This is a genomic window from Nocardia sp. NPDC055029 (genome assembly GCF_053608525.1).
This window is the reverse complement of record NZ_JBSGVQ010000026.1, coordinates 24,954-43,756: the sequence shown is the minus strand read 5'-3', so window position 1 is coordinate 43,756 and position 18,803 is coordinate 24,954. Positions and strand designations below refer to the sequence as shown.

The 18,803-nt window shown below is 68.4% G+C and carries 18 protein-coding genes; 11 read left to right on the top strand and 7 right to left on the bottom strand.

The window, feature by feature from the left end; genetic code table 11:
- Nucleotides 1–258: 258 nt before the first annotated feature.
- Complete coding sequence (locus tag ACWF9G_RS21800; RefSeq protein ID WP_452517424.1) at nucleotides 259–558, bottom strand: DUF488 domain-containing protein; 300 nt, start codon at nucleotides 556–558, stop codon at nucleotides 259–261.
- Nucleotides 559–567: 9 nt separating this feature from the next.
- Nucleotides 568–1,326: a uracil-DNA glycosylase gene (locus ACWF9G_RS21795; RefSeq protein ID WP_452517423.1), complete on the bottom strand. Its 759-nt coding sequence runs from the start codon at nucleotides 1,324–1,326 to the stop codon at nucleotides 568–570.
- Nucleotides 1,327–1,405: 79 nt separating this feature from the next.
- On the opposite strand from ACWF9G_RS21795, the gene ACWF9G_RS21790 reads away from it, so the two are divergent.
- Together ACWF9G_RS21790 and car are read left to right on the top strand one after the other, a co-directional pair.
- Nucleotides 1,406–2,932: a carboxylesterase/lipase family protein gene (locus ACWF9G_RS21790; protein WP_452517421.1), complete on the top strand. Its 1,527-nt coding sequence runs from the start codon at nucleotides 1,406–1,408 to the stop codon at nucleotides 2,930–2,932.
- On the top strand, nucleotides 2,929–6,432 hold the full coding sequence (gene car / locus ACWF9G_RS21785; protein WP_452517419.1) for a carboxylic acid reductase: 3,504 nt from the start codon (nucleotides 2,929–2,931) through the stop codon (nucleotides 6,430–6,432). Before ACWF9G_RS21790 ends, car begins: the two co-directional genes overlap by 4 nt.
- On the opposite strand, the gene ACWF9G_RS21780 is transcribed toward car, so the two are convergent.
- Together ACWF9G_RS21780 and ACWF9G_RS21775 are read right to left on the bottom strand one after the other, a co-directional pair.
- A complete protein-coding gene (locus ACWF9G_RS21780; protein ID WP_452517418.1) occupies nucleotides 6,389–7,813 on the bottom strand; it encodes an NAD(P)/FAD-dependent oxidoreductase in 1,425 nt (474 codons plus the stop codon). The genes car and ACWF9G_RS21780 overlap by 44 nt on opposite strands.
- Before the next feature lie 98 nt (nucleotides 7,814–7,911).
- Nucleotides 7,912–8,838 carry an oxygenase MpaB family protein gene (locus ACWF9G_RS21775; RefSeq protein ID WP_452517416.1) on the bottom strand — a complete coding sequence of 309 codons (927 nt, stop codon included), beginning with the start codon at nucleotides 8,836–8,838 and terminating at the stop codon, nucleotides 7,912–7,914.
- A 118-nt stretch (nucleotides 8,839–8,956) separates the two neighbouring features.
- On the opposite strand from ACWF9G_RS21775, the gene ACWF9G_RS21770 reads away from it, so the two are divergent.
- Nucleotides 8,957–9,628 carry a TetR/AcrR family transcriptional regulator gene (locus tag ACWF9G_RS21770; protein WP_452517414.1) on the top strand — a complete coding sequence of 224 codons (672 nt, stop codon included), beginning with the start codon at nucleotides 8,957–8,959 and terminating at the stop codon, nucleotides 9,626–9,628.
- Here the strand turns inward: ACWF9G_RS21770 and ACWF9G_RS21765 are convergent.
- Complete coding sequence (locus tag ACWF9G_RS21765; RefSeq protein ID WP_452517412.1) at nucleotides 9,578–10,204, bottom strand: VanZ family protein; 627 nt, start codon at nucleotides 10,202–10,204, stop codon at nucleotides 9,578–9,580. The genes ACWF9G_RS21770 and ACWF9G_RS21765 overlap by 51 nt on opposite strands.
- 20 nt (nucleotides 10,205–10,224) lie before the next feature.
- Nucleotides 10,225–10,788: a TetR family transcriptional regulator gene (locus ACWF9G_RS21760; RefSeq protein ID WP_452517411.1), complete on the bottom strand. Its 564-nt coding sequence runs from the start codon at nucleotides 10,786–10,788 to the stop codon at nucleotides 10,225–10,227.
- A gap of 93 nt (nucleotides 10,789–10,881) precedes the next feature.
- Between ACWF9G_RS21760 and ACWF9G_RS21755 the strand changes: the two genes are divergently transcribed.
- The 3 genes from ACWF9G_RS21755 to ACWF9G_RS21745 are packed head-to-tail and all read left to right on the top strand — an operon-like array spanning nucleotide 10,882 to nucleotide 13,110.
- Nucleotides 10,882–11,352 (top strand): DUF4334 domain-containing protein, encoded by a 471-nt coding sequence (locus tag ACWF9G_RS21755; protein WP_379307779.1) that lies wholly within the window; start codon nucleotides 10,882–10,884, stop codon nucleotides 11,350–11,352.
- Nucleotides 11,352–12,440 (top strand): NAD(P)-dependent alcohol dehydrogenase, encoded by a 1,089-nt coding sequence (locus ACWF9G_RS21750; RefSeq protein ID WP_452517409.1) that lies wholly within the window; start codon nucleotides 11,352–11,354, stop codon nucleotides 12,438–12,440. Before ACWF9G_RS21755 ends, ACWF9G_RS21750 begins: the two co-directional genes overlap by 1 nt.
- Nucleotides 12,441–12,471: 31 nt before the next feature.
- The gene (locus tag ACWF9G_RS21745; RefSeq protein WP_379307781.1) at nucleotides 12,472–13,110 is read left to right on the top strand and encodes a TetR/AcrR family transcriptional regulator; all 639 of its coding nucleotides are present in this window, start codon (nucleotides 12,472–12,474) and stop codon (nucleotides 13,108–13,110) included.
- Nucleotides 13,111–13,122: 12 nt separating this feature from the next.
- Here ACWF9G_RS21745 and ACWF9G_RS21740 read toward each other — a convergent pair whose 3' ends face one another.
- Nucleotides 13,123–13,782 (bottom strand): TetR/AcrR family transcriptional regulator, encoded by a 660-nt coding sequence (locus tag ACWF9G_RS21740; protein WP_379307782.1) that lies wholly within the window; start codon nucleotides 13,780–13,782, stop codon nucleotides 13,123–13,125.
- 141 nt (nucleotides 13,783–13,923) lie between these two features.
- Between ACWF9G_RS21740 and ACWF9G_RS21735 the strand changes: the two genes are divergently transcribed.
- The 5 genes from ACWF9G_RS21735 (at nucleotide 13,924) to ACWF9G_RS21715 (ending at nucleotide 18,763) form a co-directional block, all read left to right on the top strand.
- Nucleotides 13,924–14,724, top strand: a complete 801-nt coding sequence (locus ACWF9G_RS21735; RefSeq protein ID WP_452517407.1) for an alpha/beta fold hydrolase — start codon at nucleotides 13,924–13,926, stop codon at nucleotides 14,722–14,724.
- The gene (locus ACWF9G_RS21730; protein ID WP_452517405.1) at nucleotides 14,721–16,169 is read left to right on the top strand and encodes a flavin-containing monooxygenase; all 1,449 of its coding nucleotides are present in this window, start codon (nucleotides 14,721–14,723) and stop codon (nucleotides 16,167–16,169) included. The genes ACWF9G_RS21735 and ACWF9G_RS21730 overlap by 4 nt, the downstream gene beginning before the upstream one ends.
- Nucleotides 16,166–17,830 (top strand): GMC oxidoreductase, encoded by a 1,665-nt coding sequence (locus ACWF9G_RS21725; protein WP_452517403.1) that lies wholly within the window; start codon nucleotides 16,166–16,168, stop codon nucleotides 17,828–17,830. Before ACWF9G_RS21730 ends, ACWF9G_RS21725 begins: the two co-directional genes overlap by 4 nt.
- 20 nt (nucleotides 17,831–17,850) lie before the next feature.
- Nucleotides 17,851–18,384, top strand: coding sequence for a DUF4334 domain-containing protein (locus tag ACWF9G_RS21720; protein WP_452517401.1), 534 nt, complete (start codon nucleotides 17,851–17,853; stop codon nucleotides 18,382–18,384).
- Nucleotides 18,385–18,460: 76 nt separating this feature from the next.
- Nucleotides 18,461–18,763, top strand: coding sequence for an NfeD family protein (locus ACWF9G_RS21715; protein WP_189028937.1), 303 nt, complete (start codon nucleotides 18,461–18,463; stop codon nucleotides 18,761–18,763).
- Nucleotides 18,764–18,803: the final 40 nt, after the last annotated feature.

Sequence of the window (18,803 nt, the reverse complement as noted above, 5' to 3'; positions counted from 1 at the left end):
ATTCTGCTTGCGTCTTCCAGTCTCCCTGGGGAAGCGGGGGAGTGGCGACCGGCGTTCAACTCCGGGGCGGGTGGTGTGGGGGTTCGGGGAGGCGCGCGCCGTGCGGAGACTCGTTGGTGCTGGGAGGTTGAAGCCCTGGGGCGACCGGGCAGACGAACGGCCAATAAAACATCATGATACGTGGATATGCGCATCTACTAATGAATAATCCCTCTCCGGTCTGATCGCTAAAGACGAAACCAAACAACACAAAACAGCTCAGGACGGCAGGGGATCAGTCGGGGAGGGGTAGGTGATCGTCGTTCCCTCGACATGAGCGAAATTCGTCAGCTGGTGTTCCGGCGCGCGAGTGGCCGACATGATGTCGAGCACGCGCACGCCACGGACCAGCAGCGCATCGCCGACGAGCGAGCGATGGCACCGCCACGGAACGGCTTCGGCGCACATGATCGCCGTCTGTGCGACGCCGGCCAGGTCGACGAGTTCGTCGATGCCCTCGGCGAACTTCGGTGACTGCATGTAGTCGGCGTAGGCGCCGATCGTATACACAGTCAGCACTGGTCGACCCTAGGCGACGGTGCGTTCGGCTGCGGCGATCCGCTTCGCGGCCAGGAAGACGTTCTCCAGCATGGCTGGGGTGAGCCGTCCGGTGAAAGTGTTGTGTGGGCTCACGTGATAGCAGCCCAGGACGGTGATCGCGCGTCCGTCGGGGTGGGTGATGGTGACCTGCGCGCCGTGGGCGAAACGTGGTCGCGGCCTGGGTACATGCCAGCCGCCTTCGCTCAGGACGGTGAACAGCGCCTGCCACCCGAAAGCGCCGAGCACGACAATCACCTTCGCCGACCGCCGGAGCAGTTCGAGTTCGCGGCTCAGGTACGGCGCGCACCGGTGCCGTTCTTCGCTGGTCGGCTTGTTCTCCGGCGGCGCGCAGTGCACGGGCGCGGTCAATCGGGTGTTCACGAGTTCGATGCCGTCGTCGATGCTGACCGGGTGCGCACCGGTCGCCAGGCCGACGGCGTGGAGTGCGGCGAACAGGACGTCGCCGCTGCGATCGCCGGTGAACATCCGTCCGGTGCGATTACCGCCGTTGGCGGCCGGTGCCAGGCCGACCACGAGGATCTCGGCATCGTCGGGTCCGAATCCTGGTACCGGCCGGGCCCAATACTCTTCGTCGCGGTAGGCGGCTCGTTTCACGCGGGCGGCTTCTTCCCGCCAGGCGACGAGGCGAGGGCAGGCTCGGCAGGTGGAGACCAGGCAGTCGAGTTCGGCGATGCTCTGGGTGTTCCCTGCTGCGAGCGGGGCTTCTTCCGGGTCGTCGCCGGCCATCGGCCCAGTCTAATCCGTGCAGACCGTTAGACGACCGAACTGCCTGCGCGGTACCGCTGGTACCACGTACTGTGAGGACATGGTGTCCACCGAGATCGTGACCGCCGACGGAGTCGTGCGCGGTCGTGCGGGCCGTCGAGTCCTCAGCTGGCGTGCTCTGCCCTATGCGGCCCCGCCCGTAGGGAAACTGAGGTTCCGTGCCCCCCAGCCAGTGCAACCGTGGACGGGGGTGCGTTCGGCGACGGAGTTCGGTTTCGCCGCGACGCAGCATCCCAATGGTGCCCGCACCGGGCCGCGCACCTGGCAGCCGATCGGCGAGGACTGTCTCACCCTGAATGTGACCGCCCCCGCGACGCCGTCGACGACCCCGCGACCGGTCATGGTGTTCATTCACGGCGGCGGCTACCTCATCGGTGCGGCCAGCATGTATTCGGGTGCGCGGCTGGCGACGCGTGGTGATGTCGTGGTGGTGTCGGTGACCTACCGGCTCGGCGCGATGGGCTACGTCGACTTCAGCGAGTTCTCCACGGCGGACAGGCCGTTCGAGTCGAATCTGGGCCTGCGCGATCAGGTCGCGGCGCTCGAGTGGGTGCAGCGCAATATCGCCGCGTTCGGCGGTGATCCCGACAACGTGACGATCTTCGGTGAATCGGCGGGTGCGCACGCGGTGACCACGCTGTTGGCGACGCCCGCGGCGCGTGGCTTGTTCCACCGTGCGATCGCCCAGAGCGCACCGGCGGATTGGACGGCACAACCGGAGGAAGCTCGCCGGTTCGCCCGCAGTTGCCTGCAACGGCTCGGCGCCGATCCCGCCGACGCCGCGCGCGTCCTGGCCACGGCCAAGGCGAGTGAGTTGTGCCGGGCGGCCGACCGGGCGCTGGGCCGGTCCCTGCGTGAGCTGCCGGGCAGCTTCGCTTACTCCCCGGTGGTCGACGGTGACTTCCTGCCGGAGGCGCCGATCGATGCGATCACCGCGGGCCGTGCGCATCCGGTGCCGCTGATCATCGGCACCAACCGGGACGAGGCGACGCTGTTCCAGCGGTTCGCGAAGTCGGTCCCGCATACTCCCGAGCAGCTGACGACGATCTTTGGGCGCTGCGAGCCCGGCGCCGAGCAACGCGTGATCAGGAGTTACCCCGGCTATCCCGCGGCAAGGACCGCGGTGCGGATCGGTGGTGACTTCATGTTCTGGCGCCCGACACTGGCCGTGCTGGAAGGCCACAGCAGGTTCGCGCCGACGTATGCCTACCGCTTCGACTTCGCGCCGCGCGCGGTGCGGCTGGCCGGTTTCGGTGCGACCCACGCGCTCGATCTGGTTCCGGTGTTCGGGTGGGTCGATACTCCGGTCGGCCGGGCGATGACGTCGGCGGGTGGGCGGCGCGCGTTCCGGTCCGTGCAGGATCTGGTTCAGGACAACTGGCTGAGTTTCGCCCGCACCGGCCTGCCGCTGCCGAACTGGACGCCCTACACGGCCGAGCGCAGGGCGACCTGCATCATCGACCATCCGTCCCGCGTTCTGATCGATCCTGATGCCGCGCAACGGGAAGCGTGGCAAGGTGTTCGGATCGCGCTGCCGGGTGCCGCCGATCGGAAGACCGAGGCATGACCGTCGAGCTCGACGCGGATCAGCTGGCTCACCGCATCAAGACCCTCTACGCGGAGGACGCGCAGATCCGCGCGGCGACACCCGACGAGGACGTCTACGCGGCTGTCACCACTCCCGGTCTCCCACTGGCCGAGATCGTGTCGACGGTGATGACCGCGTACGCGGACCGGCCCGCGCTGGGAGTCCGGCGCACCGAACTGTCGTCGGAGGGCGGAATCGCGACGCGGCGTCTGCTGCCGGAGTTCGACCTGCTGACCTACCGCGAGGTGTGGGACCGGGCCCGTGCTCTCGCTGCTGCCTGGCACGCCGACGGTGTCGCGGCGGACGACTTCGTCGCGACTCTCGGTTTCACCGGCGCCGACTACACCGTGCTCGATCTGGCGACGATCCACCTGGGCGCGGTGGCGGTTCCGTTGCAGGCGGGTGCGGGTCTGGCGCAACTGCGCTCGATCCTGGACGAGACGGAGCCGCGGATGTTCGCGGTGGACACCGCGCATCTGGCGATCGCGGTCGACGCTGTTCTCGCCGGTGCGTCACCGCGCACGCTGCTGGTGTTCGACCAGCACGCCGACGACGACGGTCACCGCGACGCGCTCGCCGCGGCTCATGCCCGGTTGACAGCGGCAGGCTCCACGGTCGCGCTCCACACCATCGACGAGACGATCGACCGAGGCCGGACACTCGATCCCGCACCGCTGACGGTGCCCGCGGCGGGCGAGGATCCGCTGGCGATGCTGATCTATACCTCCGGCAGCACCGGTACACCCAAGGGCGCGATGTACACCCATCGCCTCGTCGCGGCGGGGTGGCAGCATGCCCGGCCGAATGCCGTCATCAATCTGAATTTCCTGCCCATGAGTCATATCGCGGCCCGGCTGACTCTGAACGGTGTGCTTGCCCGCGGTGGGACCGCGTATTTCGCTGCGGCACCGGATATGTCGACCCTGTTCGAGGACATCGAACTGGTGCGGCCGACCGAGATCTTTCTGGTGCCACGGGTGTGCGACATGATCCTGCAGCGCTACCGGCGCGAGGTCGATCGGCGCGCGCGGCCAGGGGCGGATCTGGACGTGCTCGGTGACGAGGTGAGAACCGAACTGCGTGAACAGTTGCTGGGTGGCCGTCTGATGACGGTGCTGTGCGGGAGCGCGCCGATCGCGCCGGATCTGCGCGGTTTCGTGGAGTCGGTGTTGCAGTTGCGGCTGCACGACGGGTACGGGTCGACCGAGACCGGTGGGGGCGTCATCTTCGATACCAAGGTGATGCGGCCGCCGGTGCTGGACTACAAGCTCGTCGATGTGCCGGAGCTCGGCTATTTCCGCACCGACAAGCCGTATCCGCGTGGTGAACTGCTACTGAAGACGACGACCATGATCGCCGGCTATTACCGGCGTCCCGAGGTCACCGCCGAGGTGTTCGACCAGGACGGTTTCTGCCGTACGGGGGATGTGGTCGCCGAGCTGGCACCCGACCGGTTGGCCTATGTGGATCGCCGCAACAACGTCCTGAAGCTGTCGCAGGGCGAGTTCGTGACGGTGTCGCGGCTGGAGGCGATCTTCGCCGGTGCCGACCTGGTGCGCCAGATCTATGTGTACGGCAGCAGCGAGCGCGCGTATCTGCTGGCCGTTGTCGTACCTACCGAGGCGGCGCTGGCCGGACCTGCCGACGGGTTGCGGGCGGCGGTGGGCGCGTCCCTGCAGCGCGCCGCCGCTGTCGCGGAGTTGGAGCCGTACGAGATCCCGCGGGACTTCCTGATCGAGCCCGAACCGTTCTCGATCGCCAACGGTCTGCTCTCGGGTGTCGGGAAGTTGTTGCGGCCCAAGCTGAAGCAGCATTACGGCGAGCGACTGGAGGCGCTATACGACGAGGTGGTGCGGGATCAGGAGGCGGAGCTGGCGAGTCTGCGCCGTGACGCTGCGGGCCTTCCGCTCTTCGACACCGTCGCTCGCGCCGCGCGAGCGGTGCTCGGCTGCGCGGCTTCCGATCTGCGCCCGGATGCGCGGTTCGGTGATCTGGGTGGGGATTCGCTGGCAGCCCTGTCGTATTCGACATTGCTGCGGGAACTCCTGGGTGTCGATGTCCCGGTGAACGTTCTGCTCGGACCCGACAGCGACCTGACCCGGATCGCCGATTACCTCCGTCGGGAACGCGAACCGGGCACGCGCAGAATCGATAGCGACGCGGTGCACGGCGCGCACGCGACCACGATTCGTGCCACCGACCTGACCTTGGCAGGGTTCATCGATGCCGGGACGTTGGCTGCGGCGCCGGGCATTCCGGCGGCGACGGCGCCGGCGAACACTGTGCTGATCACCGGCGCGAACGGCTATCTCGGCCGGTTTCTGCTGCTGACCTGGCTGGAACGGCTGGCACCGGTCGGCGGCCGGGTGATCTGTGTGGTCAGGGGCGGCGATGTCGCTGCCGCCCGTGCACGACTCGACGCGGCCTTCGACACCGACAGCGACCTGCGTGCGCGTTTCCATGGGCTCGCCGCAGGCGCGCTGGAGGTGCTGCCCGGCGATATCGGGGAACCGAATTTCGGTCTCGACTCCTCGAAGTGGCAGCGCTTGGCCGAGGACGTCGGCCTGATCGTGCACTCGGCGGCATTGGTGAATCATGTGCTGCCCTATGCGCAGCTGTTCGGCCCGAATGTGGTCGGCACCGCCGAGGTCATCCGGCTCGCGTTGACGTCGACGCGCAAGCCGGTGAGCTATCTGTCGACGGTGGCGGTCGCGGCGCAGGGGGAGTCCTTCGCCGAGGACGGTGATGTGCGGGCCATGAGCCCTGTGCGCCGCCTCGACCGGAGCTACGCCAACGGTTACGGCAACAGCAAGTGGGCGGGTGAGGTTCTGCTGCGGGAGGCGTCGGACCGTTTCGGGCTACCGGTGGCGGTGTTCCGTTCGGACATGATTCTCGCGCACAGCACCTATCCGGGTCAGCTCAATGTGCCCGACGTGTTCACCCGCTTGCTGCTGAGCGTGCTGGTGACCGGTGTCGCACCGATGTCGTTCTACGTCACCGATTCCCGTGGTCAGCGGCAGCGCGCACATTACGACGGGCTGCCCGCCGACTTCGTCGCGGCCGCGGTCACCGGGCTCGGTGCGGCGGCAACCGAGGGATATCGCACTTACGATGTCGTCAACCCGCACGACGACGGCATCTCGCTCGATGTGTTCGTCGACTGGCTGATCGAGGCGGGTCATCGGGTGGACCGCATCGAGGATTACGACGAATGGTTCGCCCGCTTCGAGACCGCCTTGCGAGCCCTGCCCGAGGAACAGCGCAAACACACCCTGCTTCCGCTGCTGCACGCGCATCGGCGTCCCGGCCGTCCGCTACCCGGTTCGGCGTTGCCTGCCGACGGTTTCCGGGCGGCGGTGCGGGCGGCGCGGATCGGGGCCGATCACGATATTCCGCACCTGGGTCCGGAATTGATCGAGAAGTATGTCCGTGACCTCACCGGCCTCGGGTTGCTCGACCTTCGGGAACAGGCGGGGTAGGCCGCCGGACGCGTGTGCGGGGCGGCGGAGGCAGCGTGTTGCCGCGCAAGGCAGTCCTGTTCGTGAACCAGTTGCGGGTGCCCGTGCGGATCTCCAGAGCAAGGTCGAGGAGTACCGCACGGGTGTTCGCGCGCTGGTGGCGCATCGCGCGGAGGACCAGCCGTGCTGCGCGCGACGGGGTGTGCAGCTCGGCGGGTCTGCGGGTGCGGGAGAAGATGCCGGTGGTGATGCGGGCCAGTTCCGGGTCGGTGGCGGCGCTGCGATACAACGCGATCTCCAAGGGGCGCATGGCTTCTCCGCGAGCGAGCCGGTTGGTCCAGTGGAAGATGTCGCGGCATTCGACGATGCGGCGTCGCTCCCATTCCAGCAGTGATCTGTCCAGTGCGTGCGGATCGTCGATGACCGCGGTGACGGCTTCGGCGAGTAGTCGTCCGTAGTGCAGGGCGTCGCGGATGCCCTGGGCGGTGACGGGATCTTTGAAGTGCCCGGCGTCGCCGGGCAGCGCCCAGCCGGGGCCCGCGGATCGCCGGAAGTAGGAGGTGATGCCGGTGGCTGCGCGGACCCGGCCGACGCGTTCGCATCCGTGGAGCCGGGCGGCGAGTGCGGGAATCCGTTCGACCGCTTCGGTATAGCGCCGTTCGGATTCGCCCGGACCGGATCGGCCCGGTGCCGAGGGTGGTTGCACGAGGCTCAGGACGAGGCCGTCGTCGCAGGGGAAAGCGGTGCCGAGGTCGGCGCCGTGGCGCCACTGGGCGGCGGTGTGGCGTGGCTGGCCGGTGGTGTCACGCCAGTACGCGTAGTAGCAATCGCGTCCGCTGGGCGTTGTGAGGAACGGCTGGTCGGCGCCGACCGATCGGGCGACGGTGCTGTGGCGGCCGTCCGCGCCGACGACCAGGGCTGCCCGGATCTCGACGAGGGCACCGGACGGATCGGTGTATCGCACACCGGCACACCGGTTCTGCGTCCAGACGACGGAAGTCACCCGGCAGCGCGGGCGGACGTCGGCGCCTGCCTCGATCGCGGCTCGTACGAGGACGCCGTCGAGGCCGGTGCGCCGCACGCACATCGCGTAGTCGATCCCGTCGACGGCGGGAAACGGCGATTCGATGCCGTACCCGGCGCCTTCGGCGTAAGCCTTGGTCAGCCGGGGCGCGCCGAGTTCCTCGACCTCGGCGAGTACACCGAGTCGCTGCAATTCGGCGAGCCCGGCAGGCCACAGCAGATGTGTGGACAGCGTGTCCGACGGCAGGGGAGCGGCGTCGAGGACGACGACCCGATGTCCTGCTCGCGCCAGCGTCACGGCCGTCGCCGAGCCGGCGCAGCGTGCGCCGACTACGACGACGTCGGCCTGTTCGACCGAGGTGACGGGGGAATCGAGCATGGGTACCGCCTCGGGGCATCGCGTCTCGGACAAATGTCCAAGAAGATGATCCGGTGGTGGTCAGATGCTGTCAACAGGGCCTGATTCGGCCCTGTCGCTCACGACCTGACGGCGGGGTCCGGCGCGAACGAGGTCAGTCCGACCTCGCGATACTGCGTCACCAGCTTGCGGTACTTGCGCCGGTTGCGTGCCATCGGGGAATCGGTGACCGAGGCGGGCAGCCGGTCGAAGGCGACGCGCAGCACGGCGGTGATCGCCGCGAATTCCCGGCCGTGGCGGCGGGTCCAGGTGATGGGCATGCGGGCGCGTACGTCGGGATGCATGATGCCGCAGCCGAGCACCATCACGACATGGCTGAATATCGGGGATCCCAGCCACCACAGCGGGCCTGCCACGGCAGGGAGGAAGTCCGGTAGTGGCGCCTGCCGGACCGAGGCGGTGGCGGCGGCGAGCGCGGGGGTGGAGCGGAGTTCGTCGGCGGCCATGCGCTCGTAGTGGGCGACCAGGTCGGTGTAGTCCTCGATCGGCCGGGACTTGCCGGGCAGGTGCAGGCCGTCGGTCTTGTGCCGGTAGTGGTCCCAGATCGCCTGATTCTCGGCGAGGGTGGGTTCGGTGCCGGTGAGGGCGATGTAGGCGCCGCGCTGCACGAAGAACGCCGAGTACAGGATCCAGTTCCATGCCTGCGGGTTGAGTGCGGAGTACCGTTCGCCGTCCGGGCCGATGCCTTTGACATCGCGGTGCAGCACCATGAGCCGGTGTGCTTCGGCGGCGCGTTCGGGGTCTTCGCCGTGGTAGATGAGCTGGTCGGCGGCGGCGGTGCGGACCGCTCGTGCCCACGGCTGATTCCGTGAACGTCCGGTGGCTTCCAGCGCGGCCGAGACCGGCGGCAGCATCGGCTGATCGAACAGGCCTACCGCGAACAGGCCGAACAGCACCGATCCGCCCACTCGCTCGAATCGTGCGACGGCACCGGACAGGTGTTCGGGTGCGGTCGATTCGGTGATGTGTGGCACGGGACAGGTCATCGGGAACTCCTTTGTTCCAGCGTCGAGGACATGCGAGCGCGATCGACGCCTCGGCGCCAATCTGGTGCCAAGCGACACCAGAAACTCGTATGGTGTCAGAGTGCACCAGAATGGTGGGATGGTCAAGAGCATGGGTGAGTCCTCCGGCGGCACGGCGACACCGCGCGCCTACGCGGGGGTGGCCGCCGACGAGCGGCGGTCCCGGCGTCGTGCCGCACTGTTCGACGCCGCACTCGACCTGCTTGCCGAGGGTGGCGCGCCCGCGGTCACCAAACGGGCGGTCTGCGCTCGCGCGCGTCTCAACGATCGCTACTTCTACGAGCAGTTCACCGACCGCGACACCCTGCTGTCGGCGCTGGTCGACGAGCTCACCACCGAAGGCATCGCCACCGTCGTCGCGGCCACCCGCGCGGCGGCCCCCGACATCCACAGCCAGGTCCATGCCGCCGCCGACGCCGCGCTGGGGTTCCTGATCGCCGACCCACGCAGGCACGCGCTGCTGCTGACTGCCCACAGCACCGAAGCATTGCAAGCCGCGCGGCTGTCCACCCAGCACTCGATCGCCGCAGCGATGGCCGCGGTCGCCCGGGAACTCCTCCCGGATTCCTCGGACGACCTGCTCGACTCGGCGATGTCCGCTTACGTCGTGGTCAGTGGCACCCTCGAGCTGGTGGCGGCGTGGATGCGCGGGGAATTCGACACCACGCGCGAACACCTCACCGATCTCATGGCCCGGCAGCTACTCCAGGTCCCGCGCACCGAAAGTCCCCGCGCGACGCCCGCCCACTGAGGTCACCGACTCGAGCTGGGTCAGCACTCGATCACTGTGCGAATACCCGGATTCCCTGCGGGCGACGTGGACGGTGGCGAGGAGTGCGCCGACTCCCGCACCCGCCGCGTTCATGAGGACGTCGTCCACCGAGGAGACCCGGCCCAGGTCGAGGACGTACTGGGCGACCTCGAGCGTGGCCGACAGCAGTGCCCCGACCCCGGTCATCCGGAGGGCACCCGAGAGTCGGGGAAATCGCAGGGGGAGAAGGAAACCCAGGGGGACGAACAGCACGAGATTGGCGCCGACCTGCACGAGGGCGGTGGTCGGCGCAGCGCTCAGGGTGTCGGCCAGGTCTCGCAGAGGCACCAGGCTGACGGCTCGTTCGCCGGTGGTAGGCGTGAGAATCATCCAGACCCACGGCAACGTCGCGGTCAGGATGCCGACTTCGGCGATCGAGTGCCTGAGTGCGATTCGCCGCGGTGTCCCCGAACCGATTCGTCGGCGCACCAGCAGGACGGTGGTGGCCAGGACCGTCGGAACGGCCAGCGCCCAGACGGTCAGTACGTGCCCCCACGAATCCCATACGCTCCCCACTGCGCCCACGATAGTGGTGGTCAGGGGGCGACAATGCGGGTGGCGGCGCAGACGGTTGCCGCGCGGCGCGTCGCCAGTTGGTCGTTGTCGCCCTTCTCGGCGGCGAACCTGGCCTGCATCGCGTTGGTGCGGGCGAGGTCGGACAGCATGCGGAGCAGGATCGAGGCCGGGATGTCGGCGGTGATCAGCCCTTGGCGTTGTCCTCGGCGCAGTTCGGTGAGTTTCGCGTCGATCGTGTCGCGCAGGATGGCCCCGAAGAAGGTGCCCGCCGGTTCGAGGTCGGACCAGGCCTGCAGGCGCGCGTTGTCGGGGTGGGCGACGAAATGGTCGAAGAGCCGGCCGACATAGGCGGGGAGGTCGTCGGCGCTCAGAGCGGTTTCGACGGCCGTTTGGCTGGTCCAGCGCTCGGTGACTGCCACGTAGAGCTCGTTCTTGCCGGGGAAGTAGGCGTAGAGCCGGTCTTTGCTGGCGTTGGCGGCGGCCGCGATGCGGTTGATCCTGGCTCCGGCGATGCCGAATTCGGCGAACTCGGCCTTCGCGGCGGCGAGTATTCGTTCCCTGGTCGCCTCACCCGCTGCCCGCATGAGCCGGATCGTACCCCTTGCCGAACCATCTGGTTCGGAACTATGGTCCGTTCTGGAACCGGATGGTTCTGAAAACGGCGAGACGAGGACACCATGGGCGCGGACAAGCCACGCTGGCAGCAACTGCGGGACGAGACCGACGGCGTCTCCACCGCGGAACTGGACGCGCTCTGGACCCGGCTACGGCCTGCCCGCGCCGAGGACATCCTCGGCGAATGGCGCGGCGGCGCGTTCCAGACCGGGCATCCGCTGTGCCGTGCGCTGCCCGCCAGCCGCTGGTACGGCAAGACCTTCCTGGCCCTCGACGATGCCAAACCGCTGATCTGCCGCGCCGAGGACGGCACCTTGTTCTCGAATGTCGAACTGGGACAGGGCGAGGCGACGCTGTGGAACATCGAGTTCCGCGGCGAGGTCACCGCGACGATGGTCTACGACGGTCGCGCCGTGTTCGACCATTTCAAGTGGCTCGACGAGCGGACCCTGATGGGCATCATGAACGGTCGCCCGGAATTGGTGCTCTCCCGCGGCGAATACTTCTACTTCCTGCTGGAACGGGTGTCCTGATGCGGACAACGGCGGTCCTGTCGCGCGACCCGTCCGCGGCGTTCTCGATCGAGCCGGTCGAGATCGACGAACCACGGGCCGGGGAGATCCTGGTGCGGATCGCCGCCGCCGGGATCTGTCACACCGACCTGGTGACCCGGCGCGCAGGCGCCGCGGACCGGCCGATCCTGCTCGGCCACGAGGGTGCCGGTGTGGTGGCCGCGGTCGGGCCCGGCGTCGGCACGGTCTCGCCCGGTGATCATGTGGTGCTGACCTTCCGCCATTGCGGCGCGTGCGCGACCTGCCTGGCCGGTCGCCCCGCCTACTGTCATCGCTCGGTCGCGCTCAACCAGTTCGGGCGCCGCGCCCACGACACACCGCGCGTGCTGCGCGACGGCTCTCCGGTGCTGGACGGATTCTTCGGCCAGTCGAGTTTCGCCGGCTACGCGCTGACGACCGAGGACAACACCATCGTGGTCGATCCCGCGATCGACCTGGCGGCGGCCGCGCCGTTCGGGTGCGGATTCCAGACCGGCGCGGGCGCGGTCCTCAATGCTTTGCGTCCCGAATCGGGCGCCTGGCTGGCGGTGTACGGCGCGGGCGCGGTCGGGATGGCCGCGCTGCTGGCCGCGCGCACCGTGGCCGGGGTGCGGGTGGTGGTGGTCGAGACGTCGGCTGCGCGGCGGGAACTCGCGCTCGAGCTGGGTGCGGAGGTGGCGCTGGATCCGGTCGAGGGGCCGACGGTGCCGCGGATTCGTGACCTCACCGGCGGTGGGGTGACCCACGCGCTGGACACCACGGGTGTCCCTGCGGTGTTGGCGGACGCGGTGGCGGCGCTGACCACCGGGGCGACGGTGGTCGCGGTCGGTCTCGGTGCGGGCGCCCCGCCGGTGGATGTCAGCGACATCGTGTTGCGCGGCAAGACCATTCGCGGGTGCCTCGAAGGCGACAGCGTGCCCGCCACTTTCATTCCGCACCTGCTCGATCTGCACGCGAGCGGCCTGTTCCCGGTCGAGCGGCTCATCGGCCGCTATCCGCACACCGAGATCGCTGCCGCGCTGGCCGATCAGCGGGCCGGGCGCGTGGTGAAGCCGGTGCTGACATGGTGACCGAACGACTTTGCGAAGGAGGGCTGGTCTCATGACAGTCCTGCACAGCGACATCCTGCTTTCCGAGGACGACGCCGACGGGTCCGGCGGCGGCACTGTCGCGGCCCGCGCGGAACGGCTCCTGGCTGCGTTGAACGCGGCGCGCGAGGTGTTCGTCGCGCACGGCTATCACGGCGCGAGCATGGATCAGATCAGCGCGCGGGCCGGGATGAGCAAGCCGGTCATCTACACCCTCTACGCGAACAAGCTGGATCTGTATCTGGCTGTCCTGCAACACCATCTGGACCGGATGGTGCGCGGTATCCGTGATGCGCTGGCCGGTGCCACCGGGCAGGAGGACAAGGTGCGTCGGGCGGTGCGGGCCTATTTCGACTTCGTCGACGAGGACCCGGACGGCCACGTCCTGATCTTCGAGTCGCCGGTGCCCAGTGAACCCAGCGTGCGCTGGCGCTCGCGGCACGCGTTCGGCGAGTGCGCGGTGCTGGTCAGTGCCGAGTTGCGGGCGGCGGGCATGGACGACGCGCGGGCGTACACGTGCGCGTTCGGTGTCGTCGGGGCCAGCCATCTGGCGGCCCGGCAGTGGCTGGACACGGGCCGTCCGATCCCCAAGCGTGATGCCGTGGCGACGACGGTCGCGCTGTGCTGGAACGGCTTGTCCGGGATCAGCTGACGCGGGGCTCGCTCAGCTGGCGACCGCGGGCAGTGGGCTGCCGTCGAGCAGCTCGTCGCTGGGCAGCCTGCCGATCAGGACGGCGAGTGCGCGCTTCCAGCGGCGCACGACCGCTTCGCGCTCACCGAGCGTCCCGGTGAGCATGGCCGTCATGGACAGGCCGGTCAGCAGGTCGATGGTGAATTCGACGAGGATCTCGGCGCGCGGATCGGAGGCGTACGGTTCGCCGACGACGTCGAGGTAGAGCCTGCGCATCTCGGTGAACACGCGGCGTTCCTCGTGGACGAGGCGCTCGCGCAGTTCGGCGTCGGTGCGTGCCGCGACCCATAGGTCGAGCGCGGTGAAGAAGGCGGGGCTGTTGAGGTCGCGCCAGGCCAGGTCGACGACCGATTGCAGCCGGTCGCGGCCCGGCGGCAGGAGTTCGGCCTCGCGGCGGAACTGTTCGAGCCGCAGGTCGACGACGCGGGTGGTGGCCGCGATGAGCAGTTCGGTGCGGGTGGGGAAATGGTGCTGCACGGTGCCGCGCGCGAGACCGGCGCGTTCTTGGACGGCGCTGACGGTGGTCGCCGCGTAGCCGCGTTCGAGCAGGCATTGCGCGGTGCAGTCGAGGATCAGGGCCCTGGTGGAGGCACGGCGTTGCGCCTGGGTACGGCGCGGTTGTTGCACGGTCACCCGAGAAATCGTACGCCGTGACGGTAAAGATTGGCGATCCCGCGCGTCTTGTTGTCCGATTGCCTATTGACGCAGCTGCAATGACCTGGTGCAATCAACAAACCGTACGCAGTAACTGTTTCTTCTGGATGAAGGGCTGCGATGACGCAGATCTCTCATGTTCGCCGGGGCACCGGCTCGCCGCTCGTGCTCGTGCACGGACTCGGCAGCCGCTGGCAGATCTTCGCGCCGGTCATCGACCTGCTGGCCGAACAGCACGAGGTGATCGCCGTCGACCTCCCCGGATTCGGCGCCTCACCACCGCTGCCCGGCATCCGGCCCGGACCACGCGGATACGCGAGCTGGCTCGCGCAATGGCTGCGCGACAACGAGATTCGACGTCCCCACGTCGTCGGGAGCTCGATGGGCGGCGGTGTCGGCATCGAACTGGGCCGCGCCGGTGTCGCCTCCGCCGTCACCGCGTTCTCGCCCGTCGGCTTCTACGGCAAGCCGGGCCTGCGCTGGGTCCAGGGCTCGCTGACCGCGATGCGGGTCGCGGCGCGGTCGGCGGGTCCGGGGCTCGACCGCGCGGTCGGGCATCGTCTCGGCCGGGCCGCACTGCTGTCGGTCATGTTCGGTCGCCCGACGCGCGTCGACCCCGACGCCGCGCGCGGCGCGCTGGCAGGCCTGGCGGGCGCGACCTCGTTCACCGCCGCGCGCGACGACTTCGCCACCTACCTCCTCGCTCCCGACGACGATCCTGGGGCACTGCGCGATATCCCGGTGACGATCGCCTGGGGTACCCGCGACGTGGTGCTCATCCATCGCACGCAGAGCGCTCGCGCGCGGGAAGTCCTGCCGTTCGCACGGCACCTGGATCTCCCCGGCTGCGGGCACCTGCCGTTCAGCGACGACCCGCAGCTGTGCACTCGGACCATCCTCGACAACCGGAGGGCCTCATGACACCGTCGATCGCGGTCATCGGAAGCGGTTTCGGCGGGCTCGCCGCTGTCATCGCGCTGAAGAAGCGGGGCTTCGACGACATCGTCGTCTTCGAGAAGGCCGACGACGTCGGCGGTGTCTGGCGGGAGAACACCTATCCCGGGGCCGCCTGCGATGTGCCCTCGCCGTTCTACTCGTACTCGTTCGAACCGAATCCGCGCTGGCCGCACCGGTTCTCGCGGCAGCCGGCGATTCTGGACTACATCCGTAACGTCACCGACAAATACGATGTGCGCCGCCACATCCGCTTCGGCACCGAGGTCACCGCCGCGGAGTACGACGACACGACCGGCATGTGGACCGTGCGGTTGAGCACCGGGGACACCGTGGTCGTCGATGTCGTGGTGTCGGCGGTCGGCCAGCTCTCGCGACCCGCGCTGCCCGCCATCGAGGGCCGGGACTCCTTCGCGGGGGTCAGTTTCCACTCCGCCGAGTGGAATCACGACCTCGACCTGACCGGCAAACGGGTGGCGGTGATCGGCACCGGCGCGAGCGCGATCCAATTCGTCCCCGAGATTCAGCCCAAGGTCGCGAAACTGACCGTCTTCCAGCGCAGCGCGCCCTACATCATCCCGCGCCCCGACCGCGAGTTCTCGCCGTTGCACCATCGGGTGTTCGAGAAACTGCCGGTGACAGCGCTCGCCGAACGTGGCACCTGGTACGGCGTGACCGAGGGCCTCAGCTTCGCCTGGGTCTACTCCACCATGGCTGCCGCCGTGGTCAAGTCGTGGTCCAAGGCGCACATGCGCAGACAGACCAAGGCCAAGCCCGGCTTGTTCGAGCAGGTGTGGCCCGACTATCCGATCGGTTGTAAGCGGATCCTGTTCTCCGACAGCTATCTGCCTGCTCTGACCGAGCCGAATGTCGAGGTGACCAGCGAGAAGATCACCGGGATCACCCCGGAGGGGGTGCGTACCTCCGACGGACGCGAACACGACGTCGACGTCATCATCTGGGGTACCGGGTTCAAGTCGACCGAGTTCCTGGCGCCGATGACGATCACCGGCGCGGAAGGTCTCCCGCTGGAGCAGGAGTGGAAAACCGGGGCGCACGCCTACTACGGCATGACGGTGCCGCGGTTCCCGAACCTGTTCATCATGTACGGACCCAACACCAATACCGGCGGCGGCTCGATCATCTACTTCCTCGAGGCGCAGGCCGCGTACCTCGGCGACTACGTCGCCCATCTCGCCGCGACCGGGAAACCGCTCACGGTGCGCCCGGAAGTGGAACAGGCCTACGACGCGCAGATCCAGGCACGGCTGTCGGGCAGCGTGTGGAGCCAGTGCACGTCCTGGTATCGGCAGGCCGACGGCCGGATCACCACCAACTGGCCACTGCTCGGATTCCAATACAAGAAGCAGGCGCGGTTCGACCCCGCCGACTACGAGGTGATCTCTGCATGACTGCGTACGACTACGACGTGATCGTCGTCGGCTCCGGATTCGGCGGCAGCGTGACCGCGCTGCGCCTGACCGAAAAAGGCTACCGGGTGGGTGTTCTCGAATCCGGCAGGCGCTGGAACGCCGAGGACTACCCCAAGACCAACTGGAACATTCCCAAGGCCATCTGGGCGCCGCGCCTCGGGCTGACCGGGCCGCAGCGGATCAGCGTGCTCGGCAAGTGCCTGGTGTTCAGCGGTTCCGGTGTCGGCGGTGGTTCGCTGATCTACGGCAACACGCTCTACGAGCCGCTGCCCGAGTTCTACCGCGACCGCGCGTGGGCGCACATCACCGACTGGAAGAGCGAGCTGGCGCCCTACTACGACCAGGCCAAGCGGATGCTCGGCGTCGTCGAGAACCCGCGGCTCGGCCCGAAAGACGAAGTGCTGCTGGACGTCGCGCGCGGACTGAACGTCGCCGACACCTTCCACCGCACCCAGGTCGGGGTCTTCTTCAACGAGGGCAAAGAGGGCACCGAGGTCGAGGACCCCTACTTCGGTGGCGCCGGACCGCGCCGCGCGGGCTGCATCCACTGCTCGGATTGTTTCACCGGCTGCAAGCACAACGCGAAGAACACGACCACCGTCAACTACCTGCATCTCGCGGAAAGCCGTGGCGCGCAGGTGCATCCGCTGACCACGGTCACATCGGTGGCGCCCGACGGCACCGGCGGGTACCGGGTCGAGACCGTCGCGTCCAACGGCTGGTTGCGTAAGGAGCGGCGCACGTTCACCGCGCAGCAGGTGGTCTTCGCCGCGGCCGCGCTCGGCACCCAGAAGCTGTTGCACACGCTGCGCGCCGACGGCACCCTGCCGCAGCTCTCGCCGCGCGTCGGCGAGCTGACCCGCAGCAATTCCGAGGCGATCATCGGCGTCACCAGCAAGTCCCGCAAGGACTTCGCCCAGGGCGTGGCGATCACCTCCTCCATCCACCCCGAACCGCACACCCACGTGGAGGTGTGCACCTACGGGTCGGGGCAGAACGCGCTGTTCCTGCAGACGGTGCCGATGGTCGACGGCGGGGCGTTCCGGTTCCTGCGGCTGCTGCTGACGATCCTGCTGCATCCGCTGCAGTTCCTGCGCTCGCAGAACGCGCACGGCGCCTCGGACCGGTCGGTGATCCTGCTCGTCATGCAGTCACTGGACAACTCGCTCACCTCGTATCTGAAGGGGCGCAGGCTGGTCACCAAACAGGGCAGTGGGGAACCGAATCCGGCGTGGATTCCGCTGGCGCACGACATCGCCCGCAAGTACGCGTCCGAGATCGACGGCATCAGCGGCAATGTCGCCACCGACATCTTCAACATCCCCGCGACCGCCCACTACATCGGCGGCTGCACGATCGGCGACTCCCACGAGACCGGGGTGATCGATCCCTACCAGCGGATCTACGGCTACCCGGGTTTGCACGTCGCCGACGGCAGCGCCATCACCGCGAATCTCGGCGTGAACCCGTCGCTCACCATCACCGCGCAGGCGGAACGGGCGATGGCGTTCTGGCCCAACAAGGGCGAGGAGGATCCGCGACCCGACCTCGGTGCTGCCTACCGGCGGATCAGCCCGGTCGCCCCTGCCCAGCCCGCGGTGCCCGCGACCGCGCCCGGCGCGCTGCGCCTGCCCGCCTGACCTGTCCGAAAGAGGAATCCATGACCACCACCGCTCAACTCGCCCTGCTCGAACCCGCCTGTAACCGGGACGCGGCGCTGGCGCTGTTCGACAGCCTCCCGCCCGTATCGGCGACCGAGCTCACCGGCCGCTGGCACGGGCGCGAACTGGCCACCGGCCACCCTCTCGACGGGCTGCTCGCGGCATCGGGCTGGTACGGCAAACAGTTCGACGGCCTCGACAGCGTCCATCCGCTGCTGTTCTGTGACCCCGCGGGTGAGATCTTCGCCGTCGACCCGAAAAAGGTGCCACTCGGAATCGCCGACAAGGTGCCGCACACGCTCGTCGAGCGTGTGCGTGGCCTGCTCGGGGTGCTCGGGCCCGCGCTGCGCACGCGCAGGTACCGGGCGCGGTTGCGCGGGGTCGAGCACCGTGGGGTCGTGACGGCGGCGATGGTCTACGACCATCTGCCGATCGTCGACGTCTTCCGCCGGATCGACGACGACACCGTGCTCGGTTTGATGGACTTCCGTGACATGCCGGAGCCGTACTTCTTCGTCCTGGCCCGCGACTGACGGTCAGGGGTGGTGCTCGGCCACGATCGGGGGTACTCATGAGATATGGAACGGCTGGTCGAAAGGACGGCAGGCCATGGCTACACACCACGATCCGCATGTACACAAGTTCCCCGATACCGAGCGCACGTTCCGTTCCCACGCGGGTGAGTCCATCCAGGACTCGCTCAACTGGCCCGGACTGTTCCTCATCGGTGTCGGCATCGTCTTTCTCGCCGCGACGCTGACCGCCGCGGGATCCGGCTTCGTCGGGTGGGCAGTGATCGCAGGCCTGATCTGTGGCGTGTGCTTGCTGTCGGGAGTGATGATCGTGCTCGCGGAGCATCGCCGGATCAAGCTCGGTGAGGGACTGCACCTGAGTGACCCGGGCGGCCACTGAGGTGACCGGCTGGTCCTCGCCCGGGCAGCACCGTCTGCCC

Bases quoted from the DNA above. Each gene is read 5' to 3' on its own strand.
- ACWF9G_RS21795 (WP_452517423.1), bottom strand. From the start codon at position 1,326: ATGGCCGGCGACGACCCGGAAGAAGCCCCGCTCGCAGCAGGGAACACC.
- ACWF9G_RS21790 (WP_452517421.1), top strand. From the start codon at position 1,406: ATGGTGTCCACCGAGATCGTGACCGCCGACGGAGTCGTGCGCGGTCGT.
- car (WP_452517419.1), top strand. From the start codon at position 2,929: ATGACCGTCGAGCTCGACGCGGATCAGCTGGCTCACCGCATCAAGACC.
- ACWF9G_RS21780 (WP_452517418.1), bottom strand. From the start codon at position 7,813: ATGCTCGATTCCCCCGTCACCTCGGTCGAACAGGCCGACGTCGTCGTA.
- ACWF9G_RS21775 (WP_452517416.1), bottom strand. From the start codon at position 8,838: ATGACCTGTCCCGTGCCACACATCACCGAATCGACCGCACCCGAACAC.
- ACWF9G_RS21770 (WP_452517414.1), top strand. From the start codon at position 8,957: ATGGTCAAGAGCATGGGTGAGTCCTCCGGCGGCACGGCGACACCGCGC.
- ACWF9G_RS21760 (WP_452517411.1), bottom strand. From the start codon at position 10,788: ATGCGGGCAGCGGGTGAGGCGACCAGGGAACGAATACTCGCCGCCGCG.
- ACWF9G_RS21755 (WP_379307779.1), top strand. From the start codon at position 10,882: ATGGGCGCGGACAAGCCACGCTGGCAGCAACTGCGGGACGAGACCGAC.
- ACWF9G_RS21750 (WP_452517409.1), top strand. From the start codon at position 11,352: ATGCGGACAACGGCGGTCCTGTCGCGCGACCCGTCCGCGGCGTTCTCG.
- ACWF9G_RS21745 (WP_379307781.1), top strand. From the start codon at position 12,472: ATGACAGTCCTGCACAGCGACATCCTGCTTTCCGAGGACGACGCCGAC.
- ACWF9G_RS21735 (WP_452517407.1), top strand. From the start codon at position 13,924: ATGACGCAGATCTCTCATGTTCGCCGGGGCACCGGCTCGCCGCTCGTG.
- ACWF9G_RS21730 (WP_452517405.1), top strand. From the start codon at position 14,721: ATGACACCGTCGATCGCGGTCATCGGAAGCGGTTTCGGCGGGCTCGCC.
- ACWF9G_RS21725 (WP_452517403.1), top strand. From the start codon at position 16,166: ATGACTGCGTACGACTACGACGTGATCGTCGTCGGCTCCGGATTCGGC.
- ACWF9G_RS21720 (WP_452517401.1), top strand. From the start codon at position 17,851: ATGACCACCACCGCTCAACTCGCCCTGCTCGAACCCGCCTGTAACCGG.
- ACWF9G_RS21715 (WP_189028937.1), top strand. From the start codon at position 18,461: ATGGCTACACACCACGATCCGCATGTACACAAGTTCCCCGATACCGAG.